Origin of the sequence: Furfurilactobacillus milii, assembly GCF_009864005.1 — a bacterium.
Classification (GTDB): Bacteria; Bacillota; Bacilli; order Lactobacillales; family Lactobacillaceae; genus Furfurilactobacillus; species Furfurilactobacillus rossiae_B.
In genome coordinates this window covers 114,957-140,466 of sequence record NZ_WEZQ01000017.1, presented here as the reverse complement: position 1 = coordinate 140,466, position 25,510 = coordinate 114,957, and the positions used below count along the sequence as shown (strand labels likewise).

General features: G+C 42.1%; 27 protein-coding genes. 23 read left to right on the top strand and 4 right to left on the bottom strand.

Annotation, left to right across the window (positions count from 1 at the left end; genetic code table 11):
* The 13 genes from GB993_RS09380 (at position 1) to GB993_RS09320 (ending at position 12,973) form a co-directional block, all read left to right on the top strand.
* Entirely contained in the window at positions 1-768 is a 768-nt protein-coding gene (locus tag GB993_RS09380; protein WP_017260806.1) for a ParA family protein, read from the top strand.
* On the top strand, positions 758-1,657 hold the full coding sequence (locus tag GB993_RS09375; protein ID WP_161001961.1) for a ParB/RepB/Spo0J family partition protein: 900 nt from the start codon (positions 758-760) through the stop codon (positions 1,655-1,657). The genes GB993_RS09380 and GB993_RS09375 overlap by 11 nt, the downstream gene beginning before the upstream one ends.
* 30 nt (positions 1,658-1,687) lie before the next feature.
* On the top strand, positions 1,688-1,879 hold the full coding sequence (locus GB993_RS09370; protein WP_017260804.1) for a DUF951 domain-containing protein: 192 nt from the start codon (positions 1,688-1,690) through the stop codon (positions 1,877-1,879).
* A gap of 24 nt (positions 1,880-1,903) precedes the next feature.
* A complete protein-coding gene (gene ychF, locus GB993_RS09365) occupies positions 1,904-3,007 on the top strand; it encodes a redox-regulated ATPase YchF (protein ID WP_161001962.1) in 1,104 nt (367 codons plus the stop codon).
* Positions 3,008-3,032: 25 nt separating this feature from the next.
* Positions 3,033-3,803: a DUF1129 family protein gene (locus GB993_RS09360; protein WP_161004074.1), complete on the top strand. Its 771-nt coding sequence runs from the start codon at positions 3,033-3,035 to the stop codon at positions 3,801-3,803.
* A 167-nt stretch (positions 3,804-3,970) separates the two neighbouring features.
* Entirely contained in the window at positions 3,971-4,660 is a 690-nt protein-coding gene (gene croR, locus GB993_RS09355) for a response regulator transcription factor CroR (RefSeq protein ID WP_017260801.1), read from the top strand.
* A 2-nt stretch (positions 4,661-4,662) separates the two neighbouring features.
* Positions 4,663-5,799 carry a sensor histidine kinase gene (locus tag GB993_RS09350; protein WP_161004124.1) on the top strand — a complete coding sequence of 379 codons (1,137 nt, stop codon included), beginning with the start codon at positions 4,663-4,665 and terminating at the stop codon, positions 5,797-5,799.
* Positions 5,800-6,098: 299 nt separating this feature from the next.
* A complete protein-coding gene (locus GB993_RS09345; RefSeq protein WP_161004123.1) occupies positions 6,099-9,299 on the top strand; it encodes a YhgE/Pip domain-containing protein in 3,201 nt (1,066 codons plus the stop codon).
* A gap of 275 nt (positions 9,300-9,574) precedes the next feature.
* The gene (locus GB993_RS09340) at positions 9,575-10,030 is read left to right on the top strand and encodes a MarR family winged helix-turn-helix transcriptional regulator (RefSeq protein WP_161004073.1); all 456 of its coding nucleotides are present in this window, start codon (positions 9,575-9,577) and stop codon (positions 10,028-10,030) included.
* A 146-nt stretch (positions 10,031-10,176) separates the two neighbouring features.
* On the top strand, positions 10,177-10,728 hold the full coding sequence (locus tag GB993_RS09335; protein WP_161004072.1) for a tyrosine-type recombinase/integrase: 552 nt from the start codon (positions 10,177-10,179) through the stop codon (positions 10,726-10,728).
* A 368-nt stretch (positions 10,729-11,096) separates the two neighbouring features.
* Positions 11,097-11,555 (top strand): MarR family transcriptional regulator, encoded by a 459-nt coding sequence (locus GB993_RS09330; protein ID WP_161004071.1) that lies wholly within the window; start codon positions 11,097-11,099, stop codon positions 11,553-11,555.
* A gap of 286 nt (positions 11,556-11,841) precedes the next feature.
* Positions 11,842-12,666: an AzlC family ABC transporter permease gene (locus GB993_RS09325; protein ID WP_017263096.1), complete on the top strand. Its 825-nt coding sequence runs from the start codon at positions 11,842-11,844 to the stop codon at positions 12,664-12,666.
* A complete protein-coding gene (locus GB993_RS09320) occupies positions 12,659-12,973 on the top strand; it encodes an AzlD domain-containing protein (protein WP_017263095.1) in 315 nt (104 codons plus the stop codon). The genes GB993_RS09325 and GB993_RS09320 overlap by 8 nt, the downstream gene beginning before the upstream one ends.
* 457 nt (positions 12,974-13,430) lie before the next feature.
* On the opposite strand, the gene GB993_RS09315 is transcribed toward GB993_RS09320, so the two are convergent.
* Positions 13,431-14,606 (bottom strand): SAM-dependent methyltransferase, encoded by a 1,176-nt coding sequence (locus tag GB993_RS09315; RefSeq protein WP_017263094.1) that lies wholly within the window; start codon positions 14,604-14,606, stop codon positions 13,431-13,433.
* A 643-nt stretch (positions 14,607-15,249) separates the two neighbouring features.
* Between GB993_RS09315 and GB993_RS09310 the strand changes: the two genes are divergently transcribed.
* From GB993_RS09310 to GB993_RS09290, 5 genes are all read left to right on the top strand, one after another.
* Positions 15,250-16,404 (top strand): ROK family protein, encoded by a 1,155-nt coding sequence (locus GB993_RS09310; RefSeq protein WP_238331642.1) that lies wholly within the window; start codon positions 15,250-15,252, stop codon positions 16,402-16,404.
* Between the two features lie 159 nt (positions 16,405-16,563).
* The gene (locus GB993_RS09305) at positions 16,564-17,649 is read left to right on the top strand and encodes an AI-2E family transporter (protein WP_161001690.1); all 1,086 of its coding nucleotides are present in this window, start codon (positions 16,564-16,566) and stop codon (positions 17,647-17,649) included.
* Between the two features lie 75 nt (positions 17,650-17,724).
* Complete coding sequence (locus GB993_RS09300) at positions 17,725-18,417, top strand: 2,3-diphosphoglycerate-dependent phosphoglycerate mutase (RefSeq protein ID WP_161001691.1); 693 nt, start codon at positions 17,725-17,727, stop codon at positions 18,415-18,417.
* Positions 18,418-18,599: 182 nt separating this feature from the next.
* The gene (locus GB993_RS09295; protein WP_161004070.1) at positions 18,600-18,890 is read left to right on the top strand and encodes a type II toxin-antitoxin system RelB/DinJ family antitoxin; all 291 of its coding nucleotides are present in this window, start codon (positions 18,600-18,602) and stop codon (positions 18,888-18,890) included.
* Positions 18,883-19,164: a type II toxin-antitoxin system RelE/ParE family toxin gene (locus tag GB993_RS09290; RefSeq protein ID WP_161004069.1), complete on the top strand. Its 282-nt coding sequence runs from the start codon at positions 18,883-18,885 to the stop codon at positions 19,162-19,164. Before GB993_RS09295 ends, GB993_RS09290 begins: the two co-directional genes overlap by 8 nt.
* A 24-nt stretch (positions 19,165-19,188) precedes the next feature.
* Here GB993_RS09290 and GB993_RS09285 read toward each other — a convergent pair whose 3' ends face one another.
* Positions 19,189-19,785, bottom strand: a complete 597-nt coding sequence (locus tag GB993_RS09285; protein WP_161004068.1) for a TMEM175 family protein — start codon at positions 19,783-19,785, stop codon at positions 19,189-19,191.
* Positions 19,786-19,963: 178 nt separating this feature from the next.
* On the opposite strand from GB993_RS09285, the gene GB993_RS13285 reads away from it, so the two are divergent.
* The 3 genes from GB993_RS13285 to GB993_RS09275 all read left to right on the top strand — a co-directional run bounded on the left by GB993_RS13285 (position 19,964) and on the right by GB993_RS09275 (position 22,307).
* Positions 19,964-20,497, top strand: a complete 534-nt coding sequence (locus GB993_RS13285; protein WP_202879496.1) for an HTH domain-containing protein — start codon at positions 19,964-19,966, stop codon at positions 20,495-20,497.
* 93 nt (positions 20,498-20,590) lie between these two features.
* Positions 20,591-20,866 carry a WYL domain-containing protein gene (locus GB993_RS13280; protein WP_488655941.1) on the top strand — a complete coding sequence of 92 codons (276 nt, stop codon included), beginning with the start codon at positions 20,591-20,593 and terminating at the stop codon, positions 20,864-20,866.
* Between the two features lie 52 nt (positions 20,867-20,918).
* A complete protein-coding gene (locus GB993_RS09275; RefSeq protein ID WP_202879494.1) occupies positions 20,919-22,307 on the top strand; it encodes an MATE family efflux transporter in 1,389 nt (462 codons plus the stop codon).
* 128 nt (positions 22,308-22,435) lie between these two features.
* Here GB993_RS09275 and GB993_RS09270 read toward each other — a convergent pair whose 3' ends face one another.
* A complete protein-coding gene (locus GB993_RS09270; RefSeq protein WP_161004067.1) occupies positions 22,436-23,104 on the bottom strand; it encodes an FMN-dependent NADH-azoreductase in 669 nt (222 codons plus the stop codon).
* A gap of 79 nt (positions 23,105-23,183) precedes the next feature.
* Here GB993_RS09270 and GB993_RS09265 point away from each other — a divergent pair, with 79 nt between their 5' ends.
* Positions 23,184-24,128: a helix-turn-helix transcriptional regulator gene (locus GB993_RS09265; RefSeq protein ID WP_161004066.1), complete on the top strand. Its 945-nt coding sequence runs from the start codon at positions 23,184-23,186 to the stop codon at positions 24,126-24,128.
* A gap of 63 nt (positions 24,129-24,191) precedes the next feature.
* Here GB993_RS09265 and GB993_RS09260 read toward each other — a convergent pair whose 3' ends face one another.
* Positions 24,192-24,749, bottom strand: coding sequence for a TetR/AcrR family transcriptional regulator (locus GB993_RS09260; protein WP_161004065.1), 558 nt, complete (start codon positions 24,747-24,749; stop codon positions 24,192-24,194).
* A gap of 105 nt (positions 24,750-24,854) precedes the next feature.
* On the opposite strand from GB993_RS09260, the gene GB993_RS09255 reads away from it, so the two are divergent.
* Positions 24,855-25,505 carry an HXXEE domain-containing protein gene (locus GB993_RS09255; RefSeq protein ID WP_161004064.1) on the top strand — a complete coding sequence of 217 codons (651 nt, stop codon included), beginning with the start codon at positions 24,855-24,857 and terminating at the stop codon, positions 25,503-25,505.
* Positions 25,506-25,510 lie beyond the last annotated feature (5 nt).

Sequence of the window (25,510 nt, the reverse complement as noted above, 5' to 3'; positions counted from 1 at the left end):
ATGGGATATGTAATTGCGCTCGCAAATCAAAAGGGTGGCGTTGGTAAAACAACAACTAGCGTCAACCTTGGTGCGTGCCTGGCTAATCAGGGTCAAAAGATTCTATTAGTCGACACAGATGCTCAGGGTAATGCAACGAGTGGGATTGGGATTCAAAAAGCTAACATTCAAAAGGATATTTATGACGTGTTGGTTAACGAAACCCCAATTTCGGAAGTGATTTTACCGACTAATCATCCAGGCATGGATATTGTACCCGCAACGATTCAGTTGTCCGGTGCTGAAATTGAACTGACCAACTTGATGGCTCGTGAAACACGGCTTAAGGATGCCCTTCAAGAGGTGCATGACGACTATGACTTTATCTTAATCGACTGCCCACCGTCACTTGGACTGCTTACAATTAACGCCTTTACGGCCAGCGACTCCATTTTGATTCCCGTTCAAAGTGAGTATTACGCTTTGGAAGGGCTTAGTCAGCTATTAAACACAATTAAACTGGTTCAGAAACACTTTAACCGCAGTTTGCGCATCGAAGGGGTATTACTAACCATGTTTGATGCCCGGACTAATTTAGGTGCTCAGGTTAACGCTGAAGTTCAAAAATACTTTGGTGATCGCGTCTATAAGACAATTATTCCGCGTAACGTTCGTTTGTCAGAAGCGCCTAGTCACGGACTCGCCATCATTGATTACGATCCGAAGTCACGAGGCGCCGAAGTTTATTCACAATTAGCAGAGGAGGTCCTCGAAGCGCATGGCAAGTAAGAAAACGACTGGAAAAGGCCTCGGCAAGGGAATTAACGCGTTGTTCGAGGAAAACGGGTTGGCGGACAGTCTCAATGATGTGACTGCCGAACAAGTCGAGGATGTTGCACTTTCAGACATTCGACCTAATCCGTATCAACCACGGCGCACGTTTGACCGTAAGGCGCTAAAAGAACTCGCAAGCTCAATTGAAAAATCAGGAGTCTTTCAACCAATCATTGTTCGACAACCTGATGAAAAATTAAATCGTTACGAAATCATTGCCGGTGAACGTCGTTTTCGGGCGTCCAAATTAGCGGGTAAGAGTAGTATCCCTGCCATCGTTCGGACTATGAACGAACAGGAAATGATGGAAGTTGCCGTGTTGGAAAACTTACAACGCGAGGATTTGACCCCGCTTGAAGAAGCTGAGGCCTACCAAACGTTGATGAGTAAGCTCAACCTGACGCAAGCTGAGGTATCAGCTCGTTTAGGTAAAAGCCGGCCTTACATTGCTAACTACATTCGTTTGCTCGGATTACCCGACGTCATTAAGAAAATGCTGGCAGATAACGAGTTATCAATGGGTCAAGCAAGAACATTGCTTGGTCTGAAAGATAAGCGTAAAGTGGTTGCGCTGGCACGCCGCGTCGTTAAGAACGGTATGACCGTGCGCGAGTTGGAAAAAGTGGTTGGTGAGATGAATGGTGACAAGCAAAAGGTTGCCAAAACACCGGTAAAGAAGTCTGCCTATGTGCGGGCTTCTGAGGATCAGCTACAAGAGAAGTTTGGTACGAAAGTCCAGATTTCAAACGCCAACAATGAGGGGCAAGGACACATCGAAATTGACTATATGTCAAATGATGATCTTAGCCGGATCTTAGATATTTTAGGCATCTCATTGGATTAACAGTTAACACGAAACAGCGGAGGTTAAGCGATGTACGACAAAGGCGACGTTGTTGAAATGAAAAAGCCACATCCGTGTGGCACTAATGAATGGGAAATTTTGCGTTTAGGCGCAGACATTAAGATTAAATGCCTCGGTTGTGGGCACATGATTATGATGCCACGGCGGGAGTTTGAAAAGAAACTCAAGAAGATTCTCCGCAAGGCATCGGCAGCCGAATAAACAAAGAAAGTGTGAAGGGTTAACATGGCTTTAACAGCAGGAATTGTTGGACTACCAAACGTTGGTAAGTCCACGCTTTTCAACGCAATTACCAAGGCGGGTGCCGAGATGGCAAACTACCCGTTCGCAACGATTGAACCAAACGTGGGGATGGTGGAAGTGCCTGATTCACGGCTTGACCGGATTCAAGAAATCGAACCGGCCGACAAGGTTGTGCCAACAACGTTTGAATTCACCGACATTGCTGGGATCGTTAAGGGTGCCAGTAAGGGTGAAGGACTTGGAAACAAGTTTCTTGAAAACATTCGCCAGGTTAATGCGATTGTTCACGTGGTCCGGGCCTTTGATGATGACAACATCACCAGTGTTACAGGCACGGTTGAACCATTGGAAGATATCGACACGATCAACACTGAGCTGATTATTGCTGACTTGGACGCTGTGAACAAGCGGTATGCCAAGGTTGAAAAGGCAGCTACGAACGCTAAGGAAAAGGATGCCATTGCTGAATATGGTGTGCTGAAGCGCATCAAACCTGTTTTGGAAGCCGGTAAATCCGTGCGGACGTTGGACTTTGACAAGGATGAACAGAAAATTGTCAACGGCTTGTTCTTATTAACATCCAAACCAGTTCTGTACGTGGCCAACATTGCTGAAGATGACATGGCTGACCCGGAAGCTTCTGAGTACGTTAAGCAGATTGAAAAGTTTGCAGCAACAGAAGGTAGTGGTGTGGTTGCTGTTTCGGCGAAGACTGAAGAAGAAATTGCCGAAATGGACGATGAAGATAAGCCAGAATTCCTTGAAGCTGAAGGTGTTGACGAACCGGGTTTAAACAAGCTGATTCGTGCTTCATACAAACTTCTCGGTTTGGAAACCTTCTTTACCGCTGGTGGTAAGGAGACACGTGCTTGGACTTATCGTGCTGGTACAAAGGCACCACAAGCTGCTGGAATTATTCACTCTGACTTCGAACGTGGGTTTATCCGTGCTGAAGTTATGTCCTTTAACGATTTAGACAGTCTCGGCAGTGTCCAAAAAGTCCGTGAGGCTGGTAAGTTACGGCTTGAAGGTAAGGACTACGTCATGCAAGACGGCGACATCGTTGAATTCCGGTTCAACGTTTAGAAATTGACACATAAGGAGATTTATTGTGACTGAAGAAAATCGCGAACGTAACGCGGGCGTTAAACAAGAGCACCATGGTCAAATCCGTACTGACTCAACTCGATTTAATGATCAAGGGTTGACCAAACGTAACGAAGAATTCATGTACCAGTTAAACAAGATCTTAGATCAACGTGATTACACTGGCGAACAGCGTAACGTTAAAGTGGATGACACGTTAAATAAGTTGAAGGAGGGCCAAAAGACTGGTCAAACGGCTAAACAACTGTTTGGTACACCAACGGCCCACGCCGATGAACTGATTAATGGGCCTGCCAAGAACACGAATGGTGACGGCGCTGAACCAGCAGGATTCTGGCCAACTGCCGCTGATAGTGCACTGAGTATCTTGGCCATTTTCACGGCGATGTACGGAATCTTAGGCTTCTTCTCCAAACAACCAGCACAACAATCTGGTCAAATGGGTATTGTCGGCATTCTGATCGTGTCAATTGTCTTTGGTCTGGGATGGTCATGGTTAACGCCAATGCTAAACCCAACTGACCGGCGCAAACGTTTGCCATTATGGCGGATTTTGTTAGCGATGGCAGGGTTATTGGTACTGATTCTGGTTCTCTTCATGGGTGTCAGTTTGTTACCAGCAGTCGTTAACCCAATCTTGCCAGCATGGTTGTACATCTTGTTGGCCTTGGCTGCATTCGGTGCTGATTTATGGCTCCGTCGCCGTTTCAACATCATTGGTGGGATGTTTGCTAACCCTAACAATGCGCGGAACAGACAGAATCAACGTAAGTAACATTGGAAACTCTAAAGCTGCCATAAGTATGGTGGCTTTTTCCTTTGCTCTTTCTTAATTTGTCCCAGCCGTCAATGTCTAGTAGAATAGACCACAGGTATTTCGCTCCGTAATCGACATGATTGCGTTGAGCACACCACGTGTTCCAATAATGGAGGAAAATGTCGATGAAGATTTTAGTGGTTGACGACGACAAAGAAATCGCACAGTTATTAGAAATTTACATTAAAAATGAAGGTTACGAACCGATCTCAGCGTATACCGGTAAGGATGCTTTAACAAAGCTGAATACCAATCCTGATATTGGCTTGATGATTTTGGACATCATGATGCCTGAAATGAACGGGATTGAAGTGGTTAAACAAGTTCGTAAGGACTCACAAATTCCGATCTTGATTCTATCGGCTAAAACTGGTGACATGGACAAGATTCAGGGATTAATCTCTGGTGCTGACGACTACGTTACTAAGCCGTTCAACCCACTTGAAGTGATGGCCCGAGTAAAGTCATTGTTACGTCGGTCTGAAGATCACGTTACCAGTGACACACCTGACGTCTTAGACATTGGACCATTGACCATCAACAAAGACTCACACGAAGTCAAAACGATTGATGGGCAAACGATTCAATTGACAGCTTTGGAATTTGGTATTTTATACCTGTTGGCGAGTCATCCAAACCGTGTTTTCTCAGCTGATGATATCTTTGAACGTGTTTGGCAACAAGAATCCGTTGTGTCCGCCAAAACGGTTATGGTACACGTGAGTCATTTACGTGACAAGATTGAAGAAGCAACTAACGGTGAGAAAGTCATCGAAACCGTTTGGGGCGTTGGTTACAAGATTGAGGCACACTAATGATGAAACTAACTCCACGCGAAAAGTGGTCGTTAATTTTTGAAGGGGTAGTAACCATTGTGTTGCTGCTCCTTTTAAATCTATCGCTGGTTGTGATTTTGAACGATCTGTTGCACTCTAATCCGGGAATTGCCGGTGGGGTGTACATGATCAAACGGTCACTGGTGATTGGTGGACGGTACATTTGGAGCTATCAAAATATTTTTATTGCAGTCATGATTCTTATCGACTGTGCTGTTTTGTATTGGCGGTTAATCAGACGCTACCATCTTTATCAGATGAATCACATCATCGACGAATTGCACTACATTTCAGACGGTCACTTGGAGCATCGTATTTCATTCAAACTGAATCATCGTTTGCAACGAGTTGTGGATTCGGTCAACTCATTGGTTGATTCCGCCACGCAGTCGATGAATGATGAGCGCCAGGCAGAACGTTCGAAGGATGAATTGATTACAAACGTCAGTCATGATATTCGGACACCGTTAACTTCCATTATTGGCTACTTGGGCTTGATTGAGAATAATCAGTACCAAACGGACGAAGATTTGGTCAAATACTCTCATATTGCCTATTTGAAGGCCACTCAGATGAAATCGTTGGTGGAAGATCTGTTTGAGTACCTGAAAATGCGCGGTACTGAAGCTGAGTTGACCATTAATGAAATCAACTTCAGTCAAATGCTCGAACAGTTAGCTGCCAGTTACGAACTAGAAGCGAGTCGGAAACAACTAACAATTACGTCAACGACTGTTCCTGATAACATTATGATGGAAGCTGATGCTGAGAAGTTGGGACGGGTGTTCAATAACCTGATTTCAAACGCGCTTAAATATGGTGAGAACGCTACGTTTATCGAACTGAATGCCAAGCTAAAGGGCAGTGAAGTCATTGTGCGTGTTTCCAACGATGGTCGTGAAATTCCAACGGCGGCGTTAAATCAGCTGTTTGAACGTTTCTACCGTGTTGAAGAATCACGTTCGAAGGAAACTGGCGGGACTGGACTAGGCCTGGCCATTGCGCAGAGTATCGTTGAGCGTCATGGTGGCTATATTTTTGCTGAGTCCGATGAAAACCTCACGAGTTTTGTGATCCACTTACCGATTCATCACGATCAGCCATTGCAACAGCCATAAATAATAGATGTTATATAGAAGAGATAATCCGTTTCAAACGAAAAAATTCGTTTCGAAACGGATTTTTTTGTGCTTTTAGAATGCCGTGGAACTGCACTGTTAAGCGTTATCAACGAGGTGGAATAATTAAGAAAACGTTTTAGTGCACTGATAAATGGTTGAGGTTTGTTAACAATCGGTGTATATTGTGGACTTGTAATGTCCGCAATGAAATGTTTATTTTTTGTGGGCATGGTCGTATAAAAAAGTTTGTATGTAACTTAGAATTACGAGAGAAAAAGAGGTGGCACCACGTGAAGATGATTGCGAATGAATGGAAATTTATTGGAAAGAATCGGTTAATTCTGATTTCCGTTCTTGCTATTATGATTATTCCATTCTTGTACAGTATTTTCTTCTTAAAGTCTGTTTGGAACCCATATGGGGAAACACAGCATTTGCCTGTTGCCGTTGTTAACAATGACCAACCGGTAAAGTATCAAGGCCAGACGATGAACGTCGGGGATCAAGCAATTAAATCCTTGAAGAAGGATCATCAGCTTGGTTGGCGGTTTGTTTCTGAAAAGAAGGCTAAACAAGGGTTAAAGGACAAAAAGTACTACACGATTGTTACTTTCCCAAAGGACACATCTAAAAATGCTGCGTCCGTGCTGAGCAAGAACCCTAAAAAGATGGATATCCAATACGAAACCAATGGATCGTTAAACTACATTGGTGAAGTTATCAGTCAAATTGGTGCCACCGGGTTAAACGAAAAGATTCGTCAAACAATCATCAAGGCTTATGCCGACGCAACTTTCCAACAAGTTAAAAAGGTTGGGAAGGGGATGAATACCGCAGCTAAGGGTGCTAAGACCTTATCTAAGGGTCAAAAGACACTTGGTACTGGTATCGATACCTACACGGCTTACGTGAGCCAGGTGAACGATGGTGTCCAGACCATGAAGATGAGTGTTGGACCATTATCATCTGGTGTTGGTAAGTTGGCTGATGGTGGTAAGACACTGAACAATGGTTTACAGACGTTGAACGGCAGTACTGGTCAATTGGCTGGTGGTGTTAATCAGTTAGCTAATGGATCAAATCAGCTTGTGTCCGGTTCGGGTCAGGTTGCATCAGGGGTTCGTTCGTACACTGGAGCAGTTGGTACCTTGAACTCAGGTATCCAAACATTAAATGGTCAAACAGGCGCTCTTGCTGGCGGTGTTGGTCAATTGGCCAATGGTGGTAATACACTTAATAGTGGACTTCAAACACTAAATGGTAAGACATCTGCAATAGCTGGTGGCGTCGGTCAATTAACCAGTGGTAGCAATGCATTAAATAATGGTCTGCAGACGTTGAACGGTAAAACTGCGGACTTAGCGAATGGTGCTAGCCAGCTTTCAAGCGGTGCTAACCAAGTTAATAATGGTGTTCAGCAATATACGAATGCGGTATCTCAACTAAATACTGGATTGAGTCAAATTTCTCAAAACAATGGTAGTATCACAGCTGGACTCAATAATATTAAGAATTCTTCTGCAGAGTTGTCAGAATTGCCAACAATGTTGACGGCTATGCAGGCCGTTCACGACCAAACACCTGGCTTGCAAAAGAATATGCAAGATTTGCAGTCACAAATGGGTGCTCTAGATAAACTGTCAGAGTTACAGAAGAGTCTTGCCGGCATGAATTTAGACGGAGTCAATACGGATGCAGCAACTAAGGGTTTGCAAGCTGCTCAGGACAATGCGGGCGCCGCTAATAGTTCTTTTGATAAAATTGCTGCCGATATTAATGGTACTAATCTAAGTGATGCAGATAAACAGACTGCAATCAATGCAGTTCAAGGTGACATTGCTGCAGGGAAAAAGTCTGCGTTGACGGCTCAGGCCGCGGCAAAAGGTGTCAGCGATGGTTTAGGCGGCATGACTGCTACGTTAGCTCAAATCAAGCCGGCCTTGTCTCAACTGAGTGGTTTTGATGCTGCTTCGTTAAGCAGCACTGCGAATTCAACTTTCGCTCAGGCCAATACGCTGTTGAATACAGCAGGATCGTTAACTTCACAGGATACAATTAATAAGTTGAAAAACCTGGCCGCACAAACGGCCGACATGTCAAAGCAATTAGATGGTATTCAAACTTACGTTGATAGCGTTGGAAAAGCTTCTGCAGGTGCATCACAGTTAAACAGTCAATCTGGTGCCTTGGTTTCCGGTACGTCACAGCTATCAAATGGTTTGACACAATTGAACGGTCAGGTTCCGGCATTGACGGGTGGTATTAGCCAGCTAGCCGATGGATCACAAAAGCTTAATGGTGGTTTAGGTCAATTGAACGGACAGATTCCTGCGTTGACAGGTGGTGTCAGTCAATTGGCTAACGGTTCGCAACAGCTTGCCGGTGGATTGAACCAGTTGAATGGTTCTGTTCCTGCACTGACTAACGATGTTGCACAGCTTGCTAATGGTTCATCACAAATTGCTGGTAACTCTGCCGCATTGGTTTCTGGCGCTGATCAAGTTAGTGCTGGTAACAGTCAATTGAACGGCGGTATCGGTCAGTTGAACGCTCAGGTACCTCAATTAGTCAGTGGCGTTCAACAATTAGCAAATGGTTCTTACCAGCTTTCTGGTGGTTTGGATCAATTGAATAGTCAAATTCCAGCCTTAACAGATGGTGTTAACCAGCTTGCTGATGGTACTTCTCAACTGAACAGTAACTCTCCTGCCTTGAAAGACGGCACGAAGAAGCTGGTTACTGGTTCTGTTAAACTATCAGACGCACTTGGTAAAGGTGCTGATCAAGTTAATGCAATGCCATTAACTTCTAAGACTTCTGACATGTTTAGTGCACCAACTAAGTTGACACACAAGAGTTACAGTAAGGTTGCCAACTACGGTCACGCATTGGCACCATACGTGCTTTCAGTTGCCTTGTATGTTGGGGCAATCGTTTTCAACTTTGCCTACCCAATTCGGAAGGTTTCGATGTCTGGGCAAAGCGCAACGGCTTGGTTCTTCAGTAAGACCACGATTGGTTTAGTTGTTGCTGTGGTTCAAGCAGTTGCTGAAACTGGTTTGATGATGTTATTCGGCTTGTCAGCTGATCATCCTGGTCAGATGTTTGCCGTTTCAATTAGTTTCTCGATAGCGTCGATGTTCCTAGTCATGTTCCTATCCATGTTACTGGATAACCCTGGTCGTTTCATCGCTATGGTTCTTCTGATGTTGCAACTTGGTGGTTCAGGCGGTACATTCCCAATGCAAGTAACAAACGGCTTCTACAATGCCATTCATCCATACTTGCCGATGACATACTCAATTCTTGGCTTACGTCAGGGATTAACGTCCGGTTTGGGTAATGACACGGTTACACAGGCAGTTGGCTTGTTACTGCTGATGGCAGTGATCTTCGCAGTCCTGTTATGGTTGTCGATGTTGTTATTGCAACGCATGCATCTACAAGGCTTCTCACAGCTTGATGATAATCAGAAGTTACAAGATGTTGAAAAATAGTTTTTAATAAAGAGTCGTCACGGCCAAACTTGGCTGTGACGGCTTTTTTGATGGTTTAATTCGAAAAATGATGAGTAATAATTCTCGTAATAAAAATAAATAAGGGTTCGTTTATGCAATAATTTGATTGTGCGTGATATACTTTAAATATAAATTAATCCCATTGACTATAAATGTCATATAAAAATAAATGTTTAATCGATTGACGGGATTGACATTAAACCATTCTTATTAAAAATGGTTGCGCAAGTTACGGATATATTAGGAGAAATCAAATGCAGAATGAGCAACAACTTGAAATGGTGATTACAATGATGTCAGAAGGCTATTTGGCGAGTTTTCGTTCGATAGAGAAAACGTTAAAGCGAGTTGCCAAAAAATTCGGGCTAGGGTGGAGCAGCCTTTCCATTTTAAACCAGATCGCCAATGATTCGAGTGTCACTACGGCTGACCTGATTCAGCGGAACCATATCTCTAAGGGGGCTATTTCACTTCAAATTACTGAGTTACTCAACCGTAATTTGATCAAAATTAGCGAAGACGAAAATGATCGGCGGCGCCATCGAATTGAACTAACCAAACGTGGGGAAAAGTTGGCTGATCGGGTACATACTCAAGCTACAGAAATTGCGCAGAGTATTTTGGATAATATGCCACTGAATGAAATGCAAAGGCTGCATCAAAACTTTGCTACGTTTGCAGAAACATTAAGTAATACACCGATTAAATAGTCAATCTTGAAAGCTATGTATAGCGAAAAAACGCAGACAGTTCTGCGTTTTTTATTTTGACGTAAAAAATATTAGCCATTCCTTTAATGATTGCATCGAGTAAACTATTAATGGCACGAATCGTTATTTAATAGGGAGGGTCTCTTATGACATATAATGTACAGCCATTACGAACAACTACAGAAATTCAACAGTTTTTGCACGCGGTCAGCGTAGGAAGGTATAGTAAGCGGAATCGATTTCTAGTATTGCTGGGTATGAACACGGGACTGCGTATGAGTGATATCGTTCGTTTGCGAGTTGCTGATGTGAAGCAGATTTATAATTGTACAATTACGGAACAGAAAACGGGTAAAAAAAGATTGCTGTATTTGGCCAGCATTCGTGAAGAAGTGTTGACATATATTGATGGTTTGTCGGATAGCAATTATCTATTTATCAGTAACTATGGTCGACCACTACGGGTTAACTCAGTCTATAAAATATTTCAGAAGGCGGCCTTGCAGATGCATCGTCAGGACATTGGCACACATACCTTGCGGAAGACATTTGGCTACCATTACTATCAGCAAACACATGATATTGCGACGTTGATGATTTTGTTAAACCATTCAAGTGAGTCTGTTACCAAACGTTATTTGGGCATCGAAGAACTCGACATTCAGAATGCACTAAAGGGGTTTCGGCTAGGTAAATAAAAGTCACGACTCTAGCAAGAATCGTGACATAGCTCAACATATTCCACTAATAAAAGTATAACATACATTTATTAACAGGATGAACTATTAAAGTGGTGAATACTTTGTCCATCCTTTATATATCAACATTTTAAAAGTGTGATCATTTAGAATTTTTTTGTTAACGATATGTGCTATCACACATAATACCCTGCTGTATACAATCGGTCACTTTATTTAACTATCGTCTATGAATAACAAATTGCTGTTATACCAGCCTCTTGCTTGCTATATGTCACGATTCTTGCTATTTTAGTGAATTGCATTTAATTTATTGTGAATTGTGCAGCCCAAAAGTGTTCCCATCAACTAATAGGGTGGTGCCATTCGTGGACGTGCAAAAAGAAGAACGAAAGTTAGTCGTTGATATGATGACAGAGGGGTATCTATCGAGCTTCCGTCAGATTGAAAAGGTTCTTGGTCGAGTTTCAACTACGTTTGGTATTGGATGGAGCGGCCTATCGATATTGAATCAACTCGCTACAAATCCGAATGTGAACGTATCCGACATGGCAGCGAAAAACCATGTGACAAAGGGTGCAATTTCTATTCAAATTTCTGAATTGATGAAGGATGGCTTGATTGAGATGGCTGAAGATCCAAGTGATCGTCGTCATCACATCATAAAGCTGACCAAAAAAGGTCAAAAAATGGCTGATCGCGAAGTTGCCCAAGCAAAAGCCATGGCAGCGAAAGTCTTAAATAATATGGGTGAAGCAGAAATGATGCGGCTACATACTGACTTTGCTGCATTTGCTCATCTTCTTGAAGATACTAAACTTGAATAGTTTTTATGAGATAACAATATATCTGAATTTTTAAACATTTCAGATATATTGTTATCTTTTTTAACCGAACGTTCCATCTTTGTTAAATAAAAACGCTTTCATTTGTCTTGATGTTCGCCAATCTCCGTCTGCATGGTTACAAAGACATTTTAATCATGGTAAAATATACTCGCATTGTTTCGAGATATTCATTGAGTCTTACTTGTTTCTAAAGCGAACCGCTCAGTTTCATTCAAACGAACGGTGAGGGTTTAACTGAGCGTGCTTTAATGATGGAGGATGCATTTTGAAAAAGGAACCGGCGAACTGGCTGGCAGTGCTAAAAATTGCGATGCCGCTATGTTTAAGCTATATTCCCATTGGCTTGGCTTGTGGTGTGCTATTGCATGCGGGCGGTTTGAATACATGGTTGGTGGCACTTGTGTCATTGATCGTGTATTCAGGTGGTGCGCAATTTTTGATTGCCACCATGTTAACGATTCATGCACCAATTTCCCAGATTGTGATTATGCTGTTTTTCCTTGAATTACGGTATGCACTATTGGGTTCTAGTTTGTCACACTATCTCAAAAAGTCATCCCACAAATTTATTTTGGGTTTCGCGTTTTCACTAAACGACGAAAACTACGCGGTCAACTATTTGAAGTTTGCCACAGATAAATATTGGACACCAAGTAATGCCTTATTAGTTGAACACTATGCGTTGTACACATGGGCATTTTCAAACGTGGTTGGGAGTTTAATCGGGTCATCATTACACATTAACTTAGTGATTGTTGACTTTGCATTGACTGCTTTATTCTTGTTTATGGTTACGATGCAGGTTAAGCGCCGTTTAACGCTGTTGACAGCCATTTTAGCGGGTGCGCTGTCTGCTTTCTTCTGTGTTGCGTTAAAGAGTACTTTAGGGATTGTGATTGCGACCTTGCTCGCCTCGACGGCCGGTTTCTTGGCTGATCGGGTGATTCGTTCGATGGCACCGGGCAGTTCCTTACTGTACAAGGTTCGTGGTCCTTCGGGAACGCGCGAGACGATTAACGAACAGGAGCTGACTGAAGAGCGACTGTTGAAGGAAGAACAAGAGAAAGACAAGGATCACGACCATGAATGATTTAGCCTTAGTGTTATTGGCGGGAGTGGCGGCCTTTATTCCGCGGTACTTCCCAATGTTGTTTTTTTCCAAACGTAAAATTCCAGACTGGTTCAACGAATGGATGGGCTTTGTCCCTGTATCGTTGTTCACCGCGTTAATTGTGAAGCAAATTTTCGTCACCTCGACGTATGCCTTTTCTGTAGGTAACATTGCCGCTATGATTTCTGCAGTGCTTGTCATTGTTATCGCGTACTTCACGCGTTCAATGACACTGTCCGTGGTTTTGGGATTGTTGCTCATGTGGGCGTTAACAACATTCTTATAAAATTGAATGAATTTACAGCTGACTATCGCTTTTTGATGGTCAGTTTTTTTGTGCCTGCAAGCTACTTTCTCACATCGTTATGCTGAATAAAGTTATCGTCTGGTAACTTTTCGCCTGTTGTCGAATATGATGTCTTGTCTTGCACTTACAATTGCTAAAGCTGTCAATAATCCACAATGTGAGTGAAGCCGGGCAGGGATAGAATTCCGTGAAGGCAACACTTGGTGGCGGGTCTTGGCCACGTAGTGTTGCGGGACGACTTTTGAGACGGTTTGTGGCTCAAAATCGAGGTTAAAGACTCCGGTTTTGGGAGGCTGAGACCGGTCCCAAGGAATGGCATCCCTGCCAGGCGGAACGGGAGCTACGTACAGGTCTTCTTATTTTTCTGACTATTGTGAATTAATTGACGCGAACAAAAAACAACCGTCAAGAAATTGACAGTTGTCGGAATGAAACATTATTTGTACATATAATCCCGTGTCATTGGTAACACGCGACCAGATGCACCTTTAGTGAGCAGGAACTGAATGACATCGATGTTACCAGACTGGAACGAAGCCGCACATGCCTGCAGGTACAAGTCCCACATGCGCATGAAACGTTCATCGAATTGTTTGGCAATTTCGTCACGGTGCTCATTGAAATTCTTGTCCCAGATTTCCGTGGTCCGTTGGTAATGACGGCGTAATGGTTCCATGTCGTCGACTTGCAGACCAGCGTCAATCATGTGGTCGATGTTTTCCGTTAAGCCGGGAACATAGCCACCTGGGAAGATGTATTTATCGAGCCAAGCGTTTGTGGCACCACCTTGTTGACGGGTAATCCCGTGAATTAAGGCGACACCGTCATCAGTCAGGTATTTGGCCACACACTTGAAGTAGGCGCCCAGGTTTTCCTTACCAACATGTTCAAACATCCCAACAGAGGTGATATAATCCCACGTTTCGTTACCTAATTCGCGGTAGTCTTCCAAACGAACTTCGGCAACGTCTTGTAAGTCTTCATCGATAATCCGTTGTTTAACCAAGTCATATTGTTCTTGGCTTAGCGTGATCCCAGTGACCTTTAAACCGTATTCTTTGGCCGCTGTGAGCATTAACGTACCCCATCCACAACCAATGTCCAACAGACGTTTGCCCGGTTGAGGGTCAAGCTTCTTGATAATGTGATGCACCTTGTTCAACTGTGCTTGTTCCAAGGTGTCATCATCGTGCTCGAAGTAAGCACATGAGTAAGTTAACGTTGGATCCAACCACAATTTGTAGAAGTCATTACCAACATCGTAATGTTTTTGAATGTCTTCCTTAGAGTGTGACTCACTGTGTGACTGCTTTGGCATGAACCGTTTGAACTTACTGTTGTTGAAGAAACTGCCAGCACTTTCATAAGCTGATTCGATCAACTTTTGAATGCTACCGTCAATTTCGATGCGTCCGTCCATAACAGCTTCACCAAGTGCCAACGACGCATTGCGTGTTAATGACTTGATTGGCACAAGTTCATGAAAGGTAACTGTCACCTGCGGTTCGCCGTCACCACCATAAACATCGCTGGTGCCGTCCCAATAATTGACACGCACAGGGATGTTGAATGAGTGACTGAGAAATGTCTTGTAAAATGTCTTATCCAGCATGAATCCTTCTGTTCCTTTCTCGTTAACCGTTTGATGGTAGTGCCCGTATGGCAAAAATGCCATCATGTTTTTTAAAAAATACAATCTTTAGTATAACGCTGTTTGTCAAAACACCCAATGATTTAAACGTGGCTAAAAATGCCTTGTATAGGTCGATTTGTTCAGAATGCAAACAAACCTGATTTAGATTGTCAGTTAATTTACCAATTGTTTCTGATAAAAGATTTGCACGAATTTTCGTCAGGATATAAAATTCAGTAGTTTAGAAAAGCCGGATGGTTGCATTGGTATAGACTATGACATCTTGTTATACTAGTGGTGTGATCATCTTTTGATTAATTGGTTTTTAAATAGTAAGGGCCTTACTTATTGTTGCAACGTCACTTGAAAAGCATCGGTTAGTTAGTTTGTAAAGCGGACACGAAAGGAACTAGACAAGACATTGGTCAATATGGGGCTAAAAATGCCTATTTTGTGTACATTTACGTACTAGCATTTTATTATAAATATATAAAGATGTTTATAGGCGACGTTAGGAGGGTAGAGATAACGACCTGAATCTAACCGTTCTATTAGATCAATTGATGAACGAATGGGTTTAGTTGTTTGTTATCGCGTTAAAATGATTATAAATAAGCACATCATGCGTAGCACCAATGAAAAACAGGTGCTTCAACAAATTATTAATGAAGGACCAATTTCACGCAGTCAGATTTCACGTAACTTAGATCTAAATAAGGTGACTGTTTCTGATATTTATAACCAACTGTTGAAGTCCGGCGTCATTCGTGAAGTTGGTCATGGTGTTAGTACTAAAAATGGCGGACGTCGGCCTGTAATGGGGGAACTAAACGTCAGCAAAAACTATGTGATGGCTGTCAGCCTTGGCAGCAGTAGCGTTGACATTTTGATCAGTCGTTTTAACGCCTCACGGTTAAGCACACAAACGATTGATACAGATGGCATTAATTTAACGACCGTGATGGACATGATTACGGCTGCAATTACTAAGGCAGTTGGTCAGTTAACTGATCAGTCTTTGGCTGGCATTGCGTTTGTGATTGATGGAACTGTTTACAATAATCACATTATTAGTACGGAGCTGAAAGGTCTGGAAAATTTTGACTTGGCCAAGTACTTTGCAGATAAGTTCCAGGTGCCTGTGTTAATTGAAAATGCGGCAAATTTGTCAGCTATTTATGAACGTGATTTCCATGATAATGAATTGTTTAAAAATCTGGTTACATTGATGATTGGCAAACATTTGCGTGCTGGTATTGTCGCTGATCAACACCTATACACCGGTCATGAGGGCCATGCTGGCGAAGTTGGCGAAGCATATCTAGTTGATCGTTATGATCATAGCAAGATGGCGGCAGCCGATGTTTACGCGTCTGAACCGGCGTTGAACAAGGCGATTCGTGATCGCATGGGTTGGCAGGAAATGGACTTTGCTAAGTTGACAGAGGCGTACTATCACAAAGATGAACGGGTAATGGAACCAATCGACGATTTCGCTTATTATTTATCCCGCGTTCTGACTAATTTGTCGACTAGCTTTGCACCAGATGTTGTGATTTTGAATGGTGATATGTTCAAACGATTTCCGCAGATTTTGCAGTCCGTTCGTAACGCGCTGGTACAAATGATGCCTGACGGCGATACACCGGTTATCCTGACAAAAGGGTACACAGAATCCGCTTTGCTTGGTGCAACTTCCTACATTATTCACCATGCTTTGGGGCTGGATGATTTGAAGCTAGACTTTCAGGCCAAAGCAGAGGGTGTAGCCGAATAGTTAGGTCTCTTTTGAGAGGGATAAGGTAGCTAACACATTGTTGGCTACCTTTTTATTTTGCCAAACATTAAGTTCTTCATGAGTTTGTGGTGCTGTGAGTGGCTGAAAAATGGGCAGTGAGTTACAGTTAGAGCAGAGAAATTATTGGGGGATTTGATTGTGACAACATACTATCAACGATTCGTTAAAAACGTTTCTTTGAGGCGTTGGACGGTGTTAGGATTCATTGTGCTGGCACTTTGGTTAATGCGTTCCATGATCAGCATCGTATTGCTCACGTTTGTGTTTACTTTTTTGGTAACTCGGCTGACACAGTTTATTCGTCGGTTTGTTAAAATACCGGCAGCCGTCATCGTGATTGCTATCTATTTATTGGTGATTCTGGGTCTATATTCAGGGATTACGAACTATATTCCTAAGTTGATTGATGAAACGGTCAAAATGGCGAATACTGTTTATAATTTTTATCGTAATCCGTCTCATGATACGAACTATGTGGTGAACTTTATCAATCAGTATGCCAAACGGTTAGACATCATGAACCAGCTTAAAAACTGGGCGACCATCATTTTGAATTACGTCGGCTATATCGGGCAAATGGCGTTAACCTTGTTCTTTTCGTTGATTCTGAGTTTTTTCTTCACTGTCGAGAACAAGCGGGTGCGCGAATTTTCACACTTATTTTTGGACTCTACATATGGGTGGTTCTTTCAAGACGTTTCCTATCTATTTAAAAAGTTCATCAACACGTTTGGTGTCGTTATTGAAGCGCAATTCTTCATTGCTATCTGCAACACAGTGATTACAACGGTCACGCTGGCCTTCATGCGGATGCCACAATTACCAACTCTGGCGTTAATGATCTTTATTCTGAGTTTGATTCCGGTGGCAGGGGTAATCATTTCAGTGGTTCCGCTTGGCTTAATTGGTTATTCTGTCGGTGGTCTGGACTACGTCATTTATATTTTGGTAATGATCCTCGTGGTGCACACGTTAGAAGCTTATGTGCTGAATCCACAATTTTATGCTAGTCGGACCGAATTGCCCATCTTCTATACGTTTGTCGTTTTACTAGTTGGTGAGCGTTTATTCGGTGTCTGGGGACTGATTTTCGGCGTGCCACTATTTACGTTTTTCCTTGATTTACTGGGCGTTAAGTCAATTGGCCGCGAACGACCGAGTATCAAACGGATGCGGGAACGCCGTCGTGCCAAACGTGAGTCCAGCGCGAATGACGGAAAGTAGTGTGAACTATGTAATTTGTGTCGGATTTCGGTTATAATGAATTGATTATTACATTTAAGGAAGAGGTTATTAGAGATGGCTAAATTAGTATTGATTCGTCACGGTCAATCACAATGGAACTTATCTAACCAGTTTACTGGCTGGGTTGACGTTGACTTGAGCGACAAAGGTGTTGAAGAAGCAAAGCATGCTGGTCAATTGATCAAGGAACATGGTTTGGAATTTGACTACGCCTTCACTTCAGTTTTGACTCGTGCAATCAAGACCTTACACTACGCCTTGGAAGAATCCGACCAATTATGGGTTCCTGAAACCAAGACTTGGCGTTTAAACGAACGTCACTATGGCGCTTTACAAGGCCAAAACAAGGCTGAAGCTGCTAAAAAGTGGGGCGATGACCAAGTTCACACTTGGCGTCGTTCATACGATGTTTTGCCTCCATTGTTGAGTGCTGATGACGAAGGTTCTGCATCAAAGGACCGTCGTTACGCTAACTTGGATCCAAAGATCGTTCCCGGTGGTGAAAACCTGAAGGTTACTTTGGAACGTGTTATGCCTTTGTGGGAAGACGAAATTGCACCTAAGTTATTAGATGGCAAGAACGTTATCATCGCTGCCCACGGTAACTCATTACGTGCTTTGTCCAAGTACATCGAAAACATTTCTGACGAAGACATCGTCTCATTGGAAATGGCAACTGGCGAACCAGTTGTTTACGACTTCAACGACAAGTTGGAAGTTCAAAGCAAGACTAAGTTAGACAAGTAATTTTTGATATGAAATGAGGCCCTCAACCGATTGTGGTTGAGGGCCTTTTGTTATGCAGTGAATTTTATTAATAAGTTAATTTACGGGCAAAAAAGGTGAAGTTAAATAATTTTTGAATTCTTATCCGTGTGCTAAATTGTTTTTATAATGTTACATTTGTGCACAGAGGAAGAGACGTGATTATGTCTGAAAAAGCGACAACAAGAGTTACTTTTACTATTTCAACTGAAAAGAAGACACGAGCAGAAAGTGTTGCCAATAGGATGGGATTAAGTCTGAGTAGTGCAATTCAGGTCTTTGTGGAACAGATGATTAAGGATGATGGCATGCCCTTTAGACCCACAAACAAAAATATGCCGTTTGAAACAGCCGAAGCTTTTAAGGCAATACAAAATAATCTGGGATTAAAGAAATACTCAGTTGACGAATTTGAACAATACCTTAGCCAGTTAGATGAGGATCAGGATGATTGAATTTGTGCAAACCACGCCACCGTTTAGACGCAATTTGAAAAGACTTGCTAGGAAGCATTATCCAGTTAAACGTGTCAGTCAAGTTGTTGATCTAATTGTTGCCGATGATATAGAAACACTAAAACGCCAGTATCTTTATCACACTTTGCGTGGTGACCTTGCTGGCGTTTTTGATGTCCATTTATCTCAGAATTGGTTATTACTGTTTACAATTTCTGAGGACGGGAAAACATTGTTTTTAATTAATACGGGTGATCATTCGATTAATTGGTAAATAGATAGATCTTATGTGCGTTGATTAAGAGTCGATAATCTTGTCACTTTCCTTATTCGAAAAAACGGCAGACGTAATGATCTGCAAAGTAATCAGAATCAGGTTTCCGGCAGGGAAGAATAGAAGCGACAAAATCTGTAACACGACTTGCACCGTAACCGCTGGCCAGTAGGTTAAATAACGATACAGCGTCAGTTGTTTAATACTGTTGACGACAGCTGGATGGTTCTCGTTAGCCTTGATAATTTGTTTGGCCAAGATAACAAACGCAATCGTCCAGATTGCATAAATTAGCATGTAGAAAGCTTGCGGGCCGCGGGCAAAAATGCCCTCACCCACCCACGCAGTTGCTACGGGTAAAAATGAGGTGCCAAACAGCCACAGATTGTTTGCCCAAAATACATGACGTGTAATGATCTTTGCCTTGCCGAATAAGAAGTGGTGATTGTACCAGGCTGCACCGATAAACAGGTAGCCGATGGCATATGAAATCAAGTAAGGGACCTGACTAAAAATGGCACTGAATTTTAGTGATTTTGGTGTCTTAAATTCTAAAATCATAATCGTTAAAATTATGGCTAAAACGGCATCGGTAAATGCCTCAAGACGTGCTTTATTCATGACGATTTCCCCAAAACAAAATGTTAACTAAATCATACCGCGGATAGAAAAAATTGCCAATAAGCTTAGCAAGTCGTGTCTGGTAATTTCTTATCTAAAAGTAATTTTCTTTTTTTGTCTAACATGACATACTGGTGTCACGTTGACTTTGCTAATCTAATCAAGTGAGGGAGTTTACATGAAAATTAATCGGTTGATTGGTATTCTAGCCATTCTTTTGCAAAAGGATAAAGTGACCGCGCCAGAATTAGCTACGCAATTTGAAGTCTCTAAACGAACAATTAATCGCGATATTGATGTGTTGACACAGGCTGGCGTGCCGCTATACACGACCCGTGGTACCGGTGGTGGAATTTCAATCGTTGATAGTTACCGAATGGACCGAACCTTATTGACATCACGAGACATGCAAAGCATTCTTGCGGGTTTACGGAGCCTAGATAGTGTTAGCGGTAGTCATTATTATGAAGAACTCATGGAAAAAATCCAGGTAGGTTCAACAGAAATTGTCAACGGACGCGATTATATGTTGATTGATCTTTCTTCCTGGTATCACGCACGTTTGGCACCTAAAATTTCAGTCATTCAAGATGCAATCGAACAGCACCATCTACTAACGTTTATGTATGTTTCAAAATCACATGAGGGATTGCGAAGAGTTGAACCTTATTTTGTCGTGTTTAGGTGGGCTAATTGGTATTTGTGGGGGTAGAGTCTTCAGAACGGTGAATGTCGCCTTTACAAGCTGAATCGAATGACGGATATGAAGATGCAAGAAACGCATTTTAGGCCTAGAGAGGTGCCAATGCCAGATATGAGACCTGTTCAACATGACAAGAATGCGATTCAATTTACGGCATTGTTTGATTCATCAGTTAAGTGGCGTGTTATGGACGAATTTAGTCCGGAACAGTTGCATGTTGAAGAGGATGGTCGTCTACTTCTTGCAGGTAAGTACAGTGACATTCAGAGCCTGGTTCGGTGGCTTTTGTCATTTGGTAATCAAGTTCAATTAGTAAGCCCAACTGAGGCACGTGAATTGCTGTTGTTAACTGCCAAAAAGATTATTCAAAACTATTAAATATAATTTCATGTAAGCTCCCTTAATGCAATGAATTAGAGGGGAACTGGCAATGTTTCAAAAGAGAGAAAACAATTTAGGACAGGATAAGATATTACCGCTAGTGTTACGATTGGCGGTTCCAACAATGTTGGCGCAGTTCGTTAATGTTTTATACAGTGTGGTCGACAGAATGTTCATTGGTCATATTTCTGGAATTGGGACAGATGCGCTTGCTGGTGTCGGTATTTGTGGTCCAATTATCGCAGTTTTATACGCTTTTTCGTATTTGGTTGGGCAAGGTGGTACGCCAGTTATGGCAATGGCATTGGGCGCTGGGAATTTTCCTAAGGCTGAAACAGTTATTGCGAACTCTTTGCGACTATTAATTGGAATTGGTTTAAGCTTAACAGTTGTTTTTTGGTTGTTGAGAAAACAGCTTTTATGGTGGTTTGGTGCAAGCACTGCTATTTATCCGTACGCTTTAGAATTTTTATCAATATATTTGTGTGGAACCGTTTTTGCACTTTTATCTGGGGGTATGAATAGCTTCTTAATCGCGCAGGGCCATGCTGGTATTGGTGTCGGAACTGTATTAATGGGAACTGTACTTAACATAATATTGGATCCAATTTTAATTTTTGGCGCTCATTTAGGCGTCGCTGGAGCGGCCATTGCTACTGTTATCTCGCAGGCAGTTTCGGCTACCTTTGCAATTGCTTGCTTGTGTCAGTTACCATTAGCGGCTCGGTTACATTGGAGAAAAATAGATTGGCATTTGTGTCAAAAAATAGTGCGATTAGGACTTGCACCATTTTTAACCTACGCACTAGACAGTGGTTTGTTAATTCTATTAAATACAGTTTTGCAACGAACAGGCGGACCAAAAAATGGCAATGTTTTAGTGACTTGTGCCACTATTATTCAAAGTTACATGCTATTAATTACTTCCCCTCTGAGTGGAATTACGATGGGGTCACAGGGGATTGTGAGCTTTAACTTAGGTGCCCGTGAATATGGTCGGGTTAAACGTACTTTGTGGTCAGTTTTCTTTGTCTGTTTAACATTTTGTTCACTTATGTTGTTGTTTAGTTTGTTTGCCACACCACTATTTGTGCACTTATTTACATCTGATACCACGCTAATTGAACGAGCAGTACCATACGTCAAACTTTATTCGGCCGGTGTTTTGTTCATGGCTGTTCAATGGACGGTAACAGACATGAGCATTGCGATGGAACAAACGAGGATTGCATTGATTTGTTCGTTATTTCGTAAGGGATTGTATGTGCTTGGCGTACTGTTATTACCAGTATTATTTCAACCTTATATGGCCTTTGCAACGCAACCAATTTGTGATGTTGTTGCCGCAATCTTTTCAGGTGTTATCTTCCTACAGATTGTGCCACGTTTACTTAATTCTGCAGACAAGAATCCGACGATCCAGACTAAGGTGGTATAAAAAAGTGTATTTAGAATGGGTATCTAACTGATGTTGCATAACCCTCCAAACGACCTATTCACAATTTTGAGGGAATAGGGCGTTTTGACGTTGCTGTCTGATTTTAGAACGAGACCGGTGCAGAATTTCTACTGTTTCTCGTAGAACTCATTGAACTGAGTATCCAATTCCGCAAAAGCCGCATTTAAAATATTCTCTCGTGAAATCGGCATAATGGAAGTGCCTTCTGCACGGACAATGTTGACTTGACCAAACGCCATCACGCCGGCAAAGATAGCTTTTAAGTATTGCACTGCGAAGTCCATTCCTGAGTAGAAGTCATCGCGCGTATAAATTGAACCACTGGCTATAAGAATCATCAGTCGATAGTCGTTCGTCATTAAACCTCTTGAAGACTGTCCACTTGCTAATGGCTGTGATAAATATTTAAATGTTTCCCTAGCAATCAGAATGTTGTCGATCCAGTCCTTTAATTTGGACGGGACGTTAAAATTGTGAGTTGGCAGAGAAATCACCACGCGCTGGTTGTCCTTCAACTGTTTCAGTAATTCTGCAGATTGATCAGCAATGTGTTGTTCTGTCGACGTTAGTCCAATATGATCAGCTTCTTTTGTCCAAACGGATAAGAGCTGACCTTTTTCAATTCGGGGTATTTCCATATCATACAGATTAAGGACGGTTAAATCTTCAGCCTCGAATTTTTCGTTATAGTGGTTCATAAACTTTTGTTCCAGTGTATTTGAATAAGATTCAGGATTGTCAAAATCTGGATGTGCATTGATTAATAATGTTTTCATGGTTTCCGTTTCTCCTTTTGATTTGATAACATAAGGATATCAATCAAAGGTGTCATAATAAGTCACCATTAAGGACATTATGAAAAAATCAGAGCGGCTCAATCAGGAACTCTTTTACCTCAACAATAAACGACAGTTTCATCTTGAAGATTTGACCACCGAATTTAATATTTCCAAACGGACAGCGTTGAGAGATCTTGACGAACTGGAGGAAATTGGGTTGCCATATTATACGGATGCAGGTCGGTATGGCGGCTATACGTTATTGAATCAAACCTTGTTGCCACCGGTTACTTTCAGCGTTCAGGAAGTTCAGGCGATTTTCTTTGCTTTGTCGGGGATGAAGGGACTATCCAGTAATCCGTTTGAAAAATCTTTCCCGCAAATTCAAAAGAAACTGTTGGAAACACTGCCAAAGAAGCAACGACAGGGCATTGATTCGATGGCTAATGCCGTTTATTTCTACAGTACGGCACCGGTTAAAAGTGTCGCGAATTTGGATATCGTGATGCAATCGATTTTAAACGAGCAGGCACTTTCAATCACGGACACACAGCATGTGGTGAGAAAAAGCATCATTCAAGTTTTTGAACTGTTCTATCGAAATGGCATTTGGTTTTGCAGTGCTGTTGATTTGTTGACCCATAAATGGGGTACCAACCGCTGCGATAAATTAACCGAAATTAGTCTATATGATGGCCACGTAGAACTGTTTTCGAACGCTGAGCTACAACAGCTGCAGGATAAATATGAAGCAACCTATCATAATATTCAATTTAGATGTGTTGTGAACAAAGCAGGGCGCGATCACTTTTTACGGGATCATTATCCGAATATGCGGTTAGTTGAGGAAAATGATACAACCTACGTCTGCGGTGGCTACAATATTGCTGAAGAAACGTACATGGTTGAATACCTGCTAAGTTACGGCAAAAACATGAAAATTGAGTATCCTGAATCTTTGTGGAAAAAATATCGGGTTTACCTGACAGACCTACTAGAGCAAGACTTCCAGCAATTCTGAAATCGATGTTTTTTGAGCGCATTTAGTAGAGTTATGTTCAGCCAGACTCACTAATCAAAATTGTCACTCAGCAGTTGTTAAATGAATTTGTATATCCTGAGCAATCTTTGCCATTTCCTTAGGACTTTTAGTCGTGCCTTGTTGGACCCAGTGCGTGAGCATGGCAAACATGCCACCAATGGCAAATTGTTGCAGGTAATCTGTATTGGCTCCTTTGATTTGGCTGAGCAAACTGCTGGAAAGATTTTTAGTCAAAGAATCGGCTAATAGATACAGCCGATTGTTTCGACTCAGTTGCTCAAGCAGTTCACGGTAAGACCACCAGAACTCAAAGAATGATAAAACGACCCGATTAAATGTCAGGTCTTTTTGTTTGGATAATAATTCATACAGGTCTGTTGTCAGCCCGTCAAGTCGGTAGATCAGGATGTCATCCAGAGTTATGAAATGACGGTAAAATGTGCGCCTTGAATAGCCGGCACGCGTGACGATATCGGTTATCGTGATTTTGTTGAGTGGCTTAGTGGTTAACAATTGGCTCAAGGCCATAACAAAGTCTTGTTGAGTTTGTGTGATTTGAGCAATGCGTTGGTGTCGCTTATCTGTCTCATTTTCAGTCATTTGTGCAAGTTACCCCCGAATAGGTAGTGAATTCTAATTAGGGCAACTATAATATACTCAATTAAATGAATCAAATGTGACATTTATTTAAAGGAGTTGAGACTAATGGCATGGTTTAGAAACTACTGGTATCGATTCGGTGGCGGCATGGTGATCTGTTTTGTAGTTTATCTTTTAATCGCGGAACCGCACTGGTCGCAAATTACGGGGTTACTCATTATTAACTTGATTGCACTAATCATTCATCAACTTGAGGAGTATCAACTCCCAGGAGGCGCTCCATTGGTAATTAATCGTGTTATCTACGATGAACACAGTTTAACGGATCGTTATCCTGGCAACACGTTATCTATTTGTATCGTTAATGTCAGTGCTTGGGTTATATATTTTATTGCAATTATGTTTTCCAATTGGTATTGGCTGGGATTAGGCGTTGTTATGTTTAGCTTGTTTCAGATTCTCGGGCACTGTGTCCAAATGAACGTTAAGATGCATACTTGGTACAATCCCGGGATGGCAACGACACTCTTACTTTTTCTGCCGATTGGGATCGCCTATATCTACGAAGTTCAGTCTAACCACTTAATCAATGGCTGGACCTGGTGTGCGGGGTTCCTAACGTTAGTGATGTGCATTTTGTTAACCATTGTGCTGCCCGTTCAAACGTTTAAAGATAAACAAACTAAATATCGAATGAGTGACTGGCAGGTAGAACGGTTCCGAAAAGTAACCTCGTTTGCCCACATTGGTCATTAGTTGAA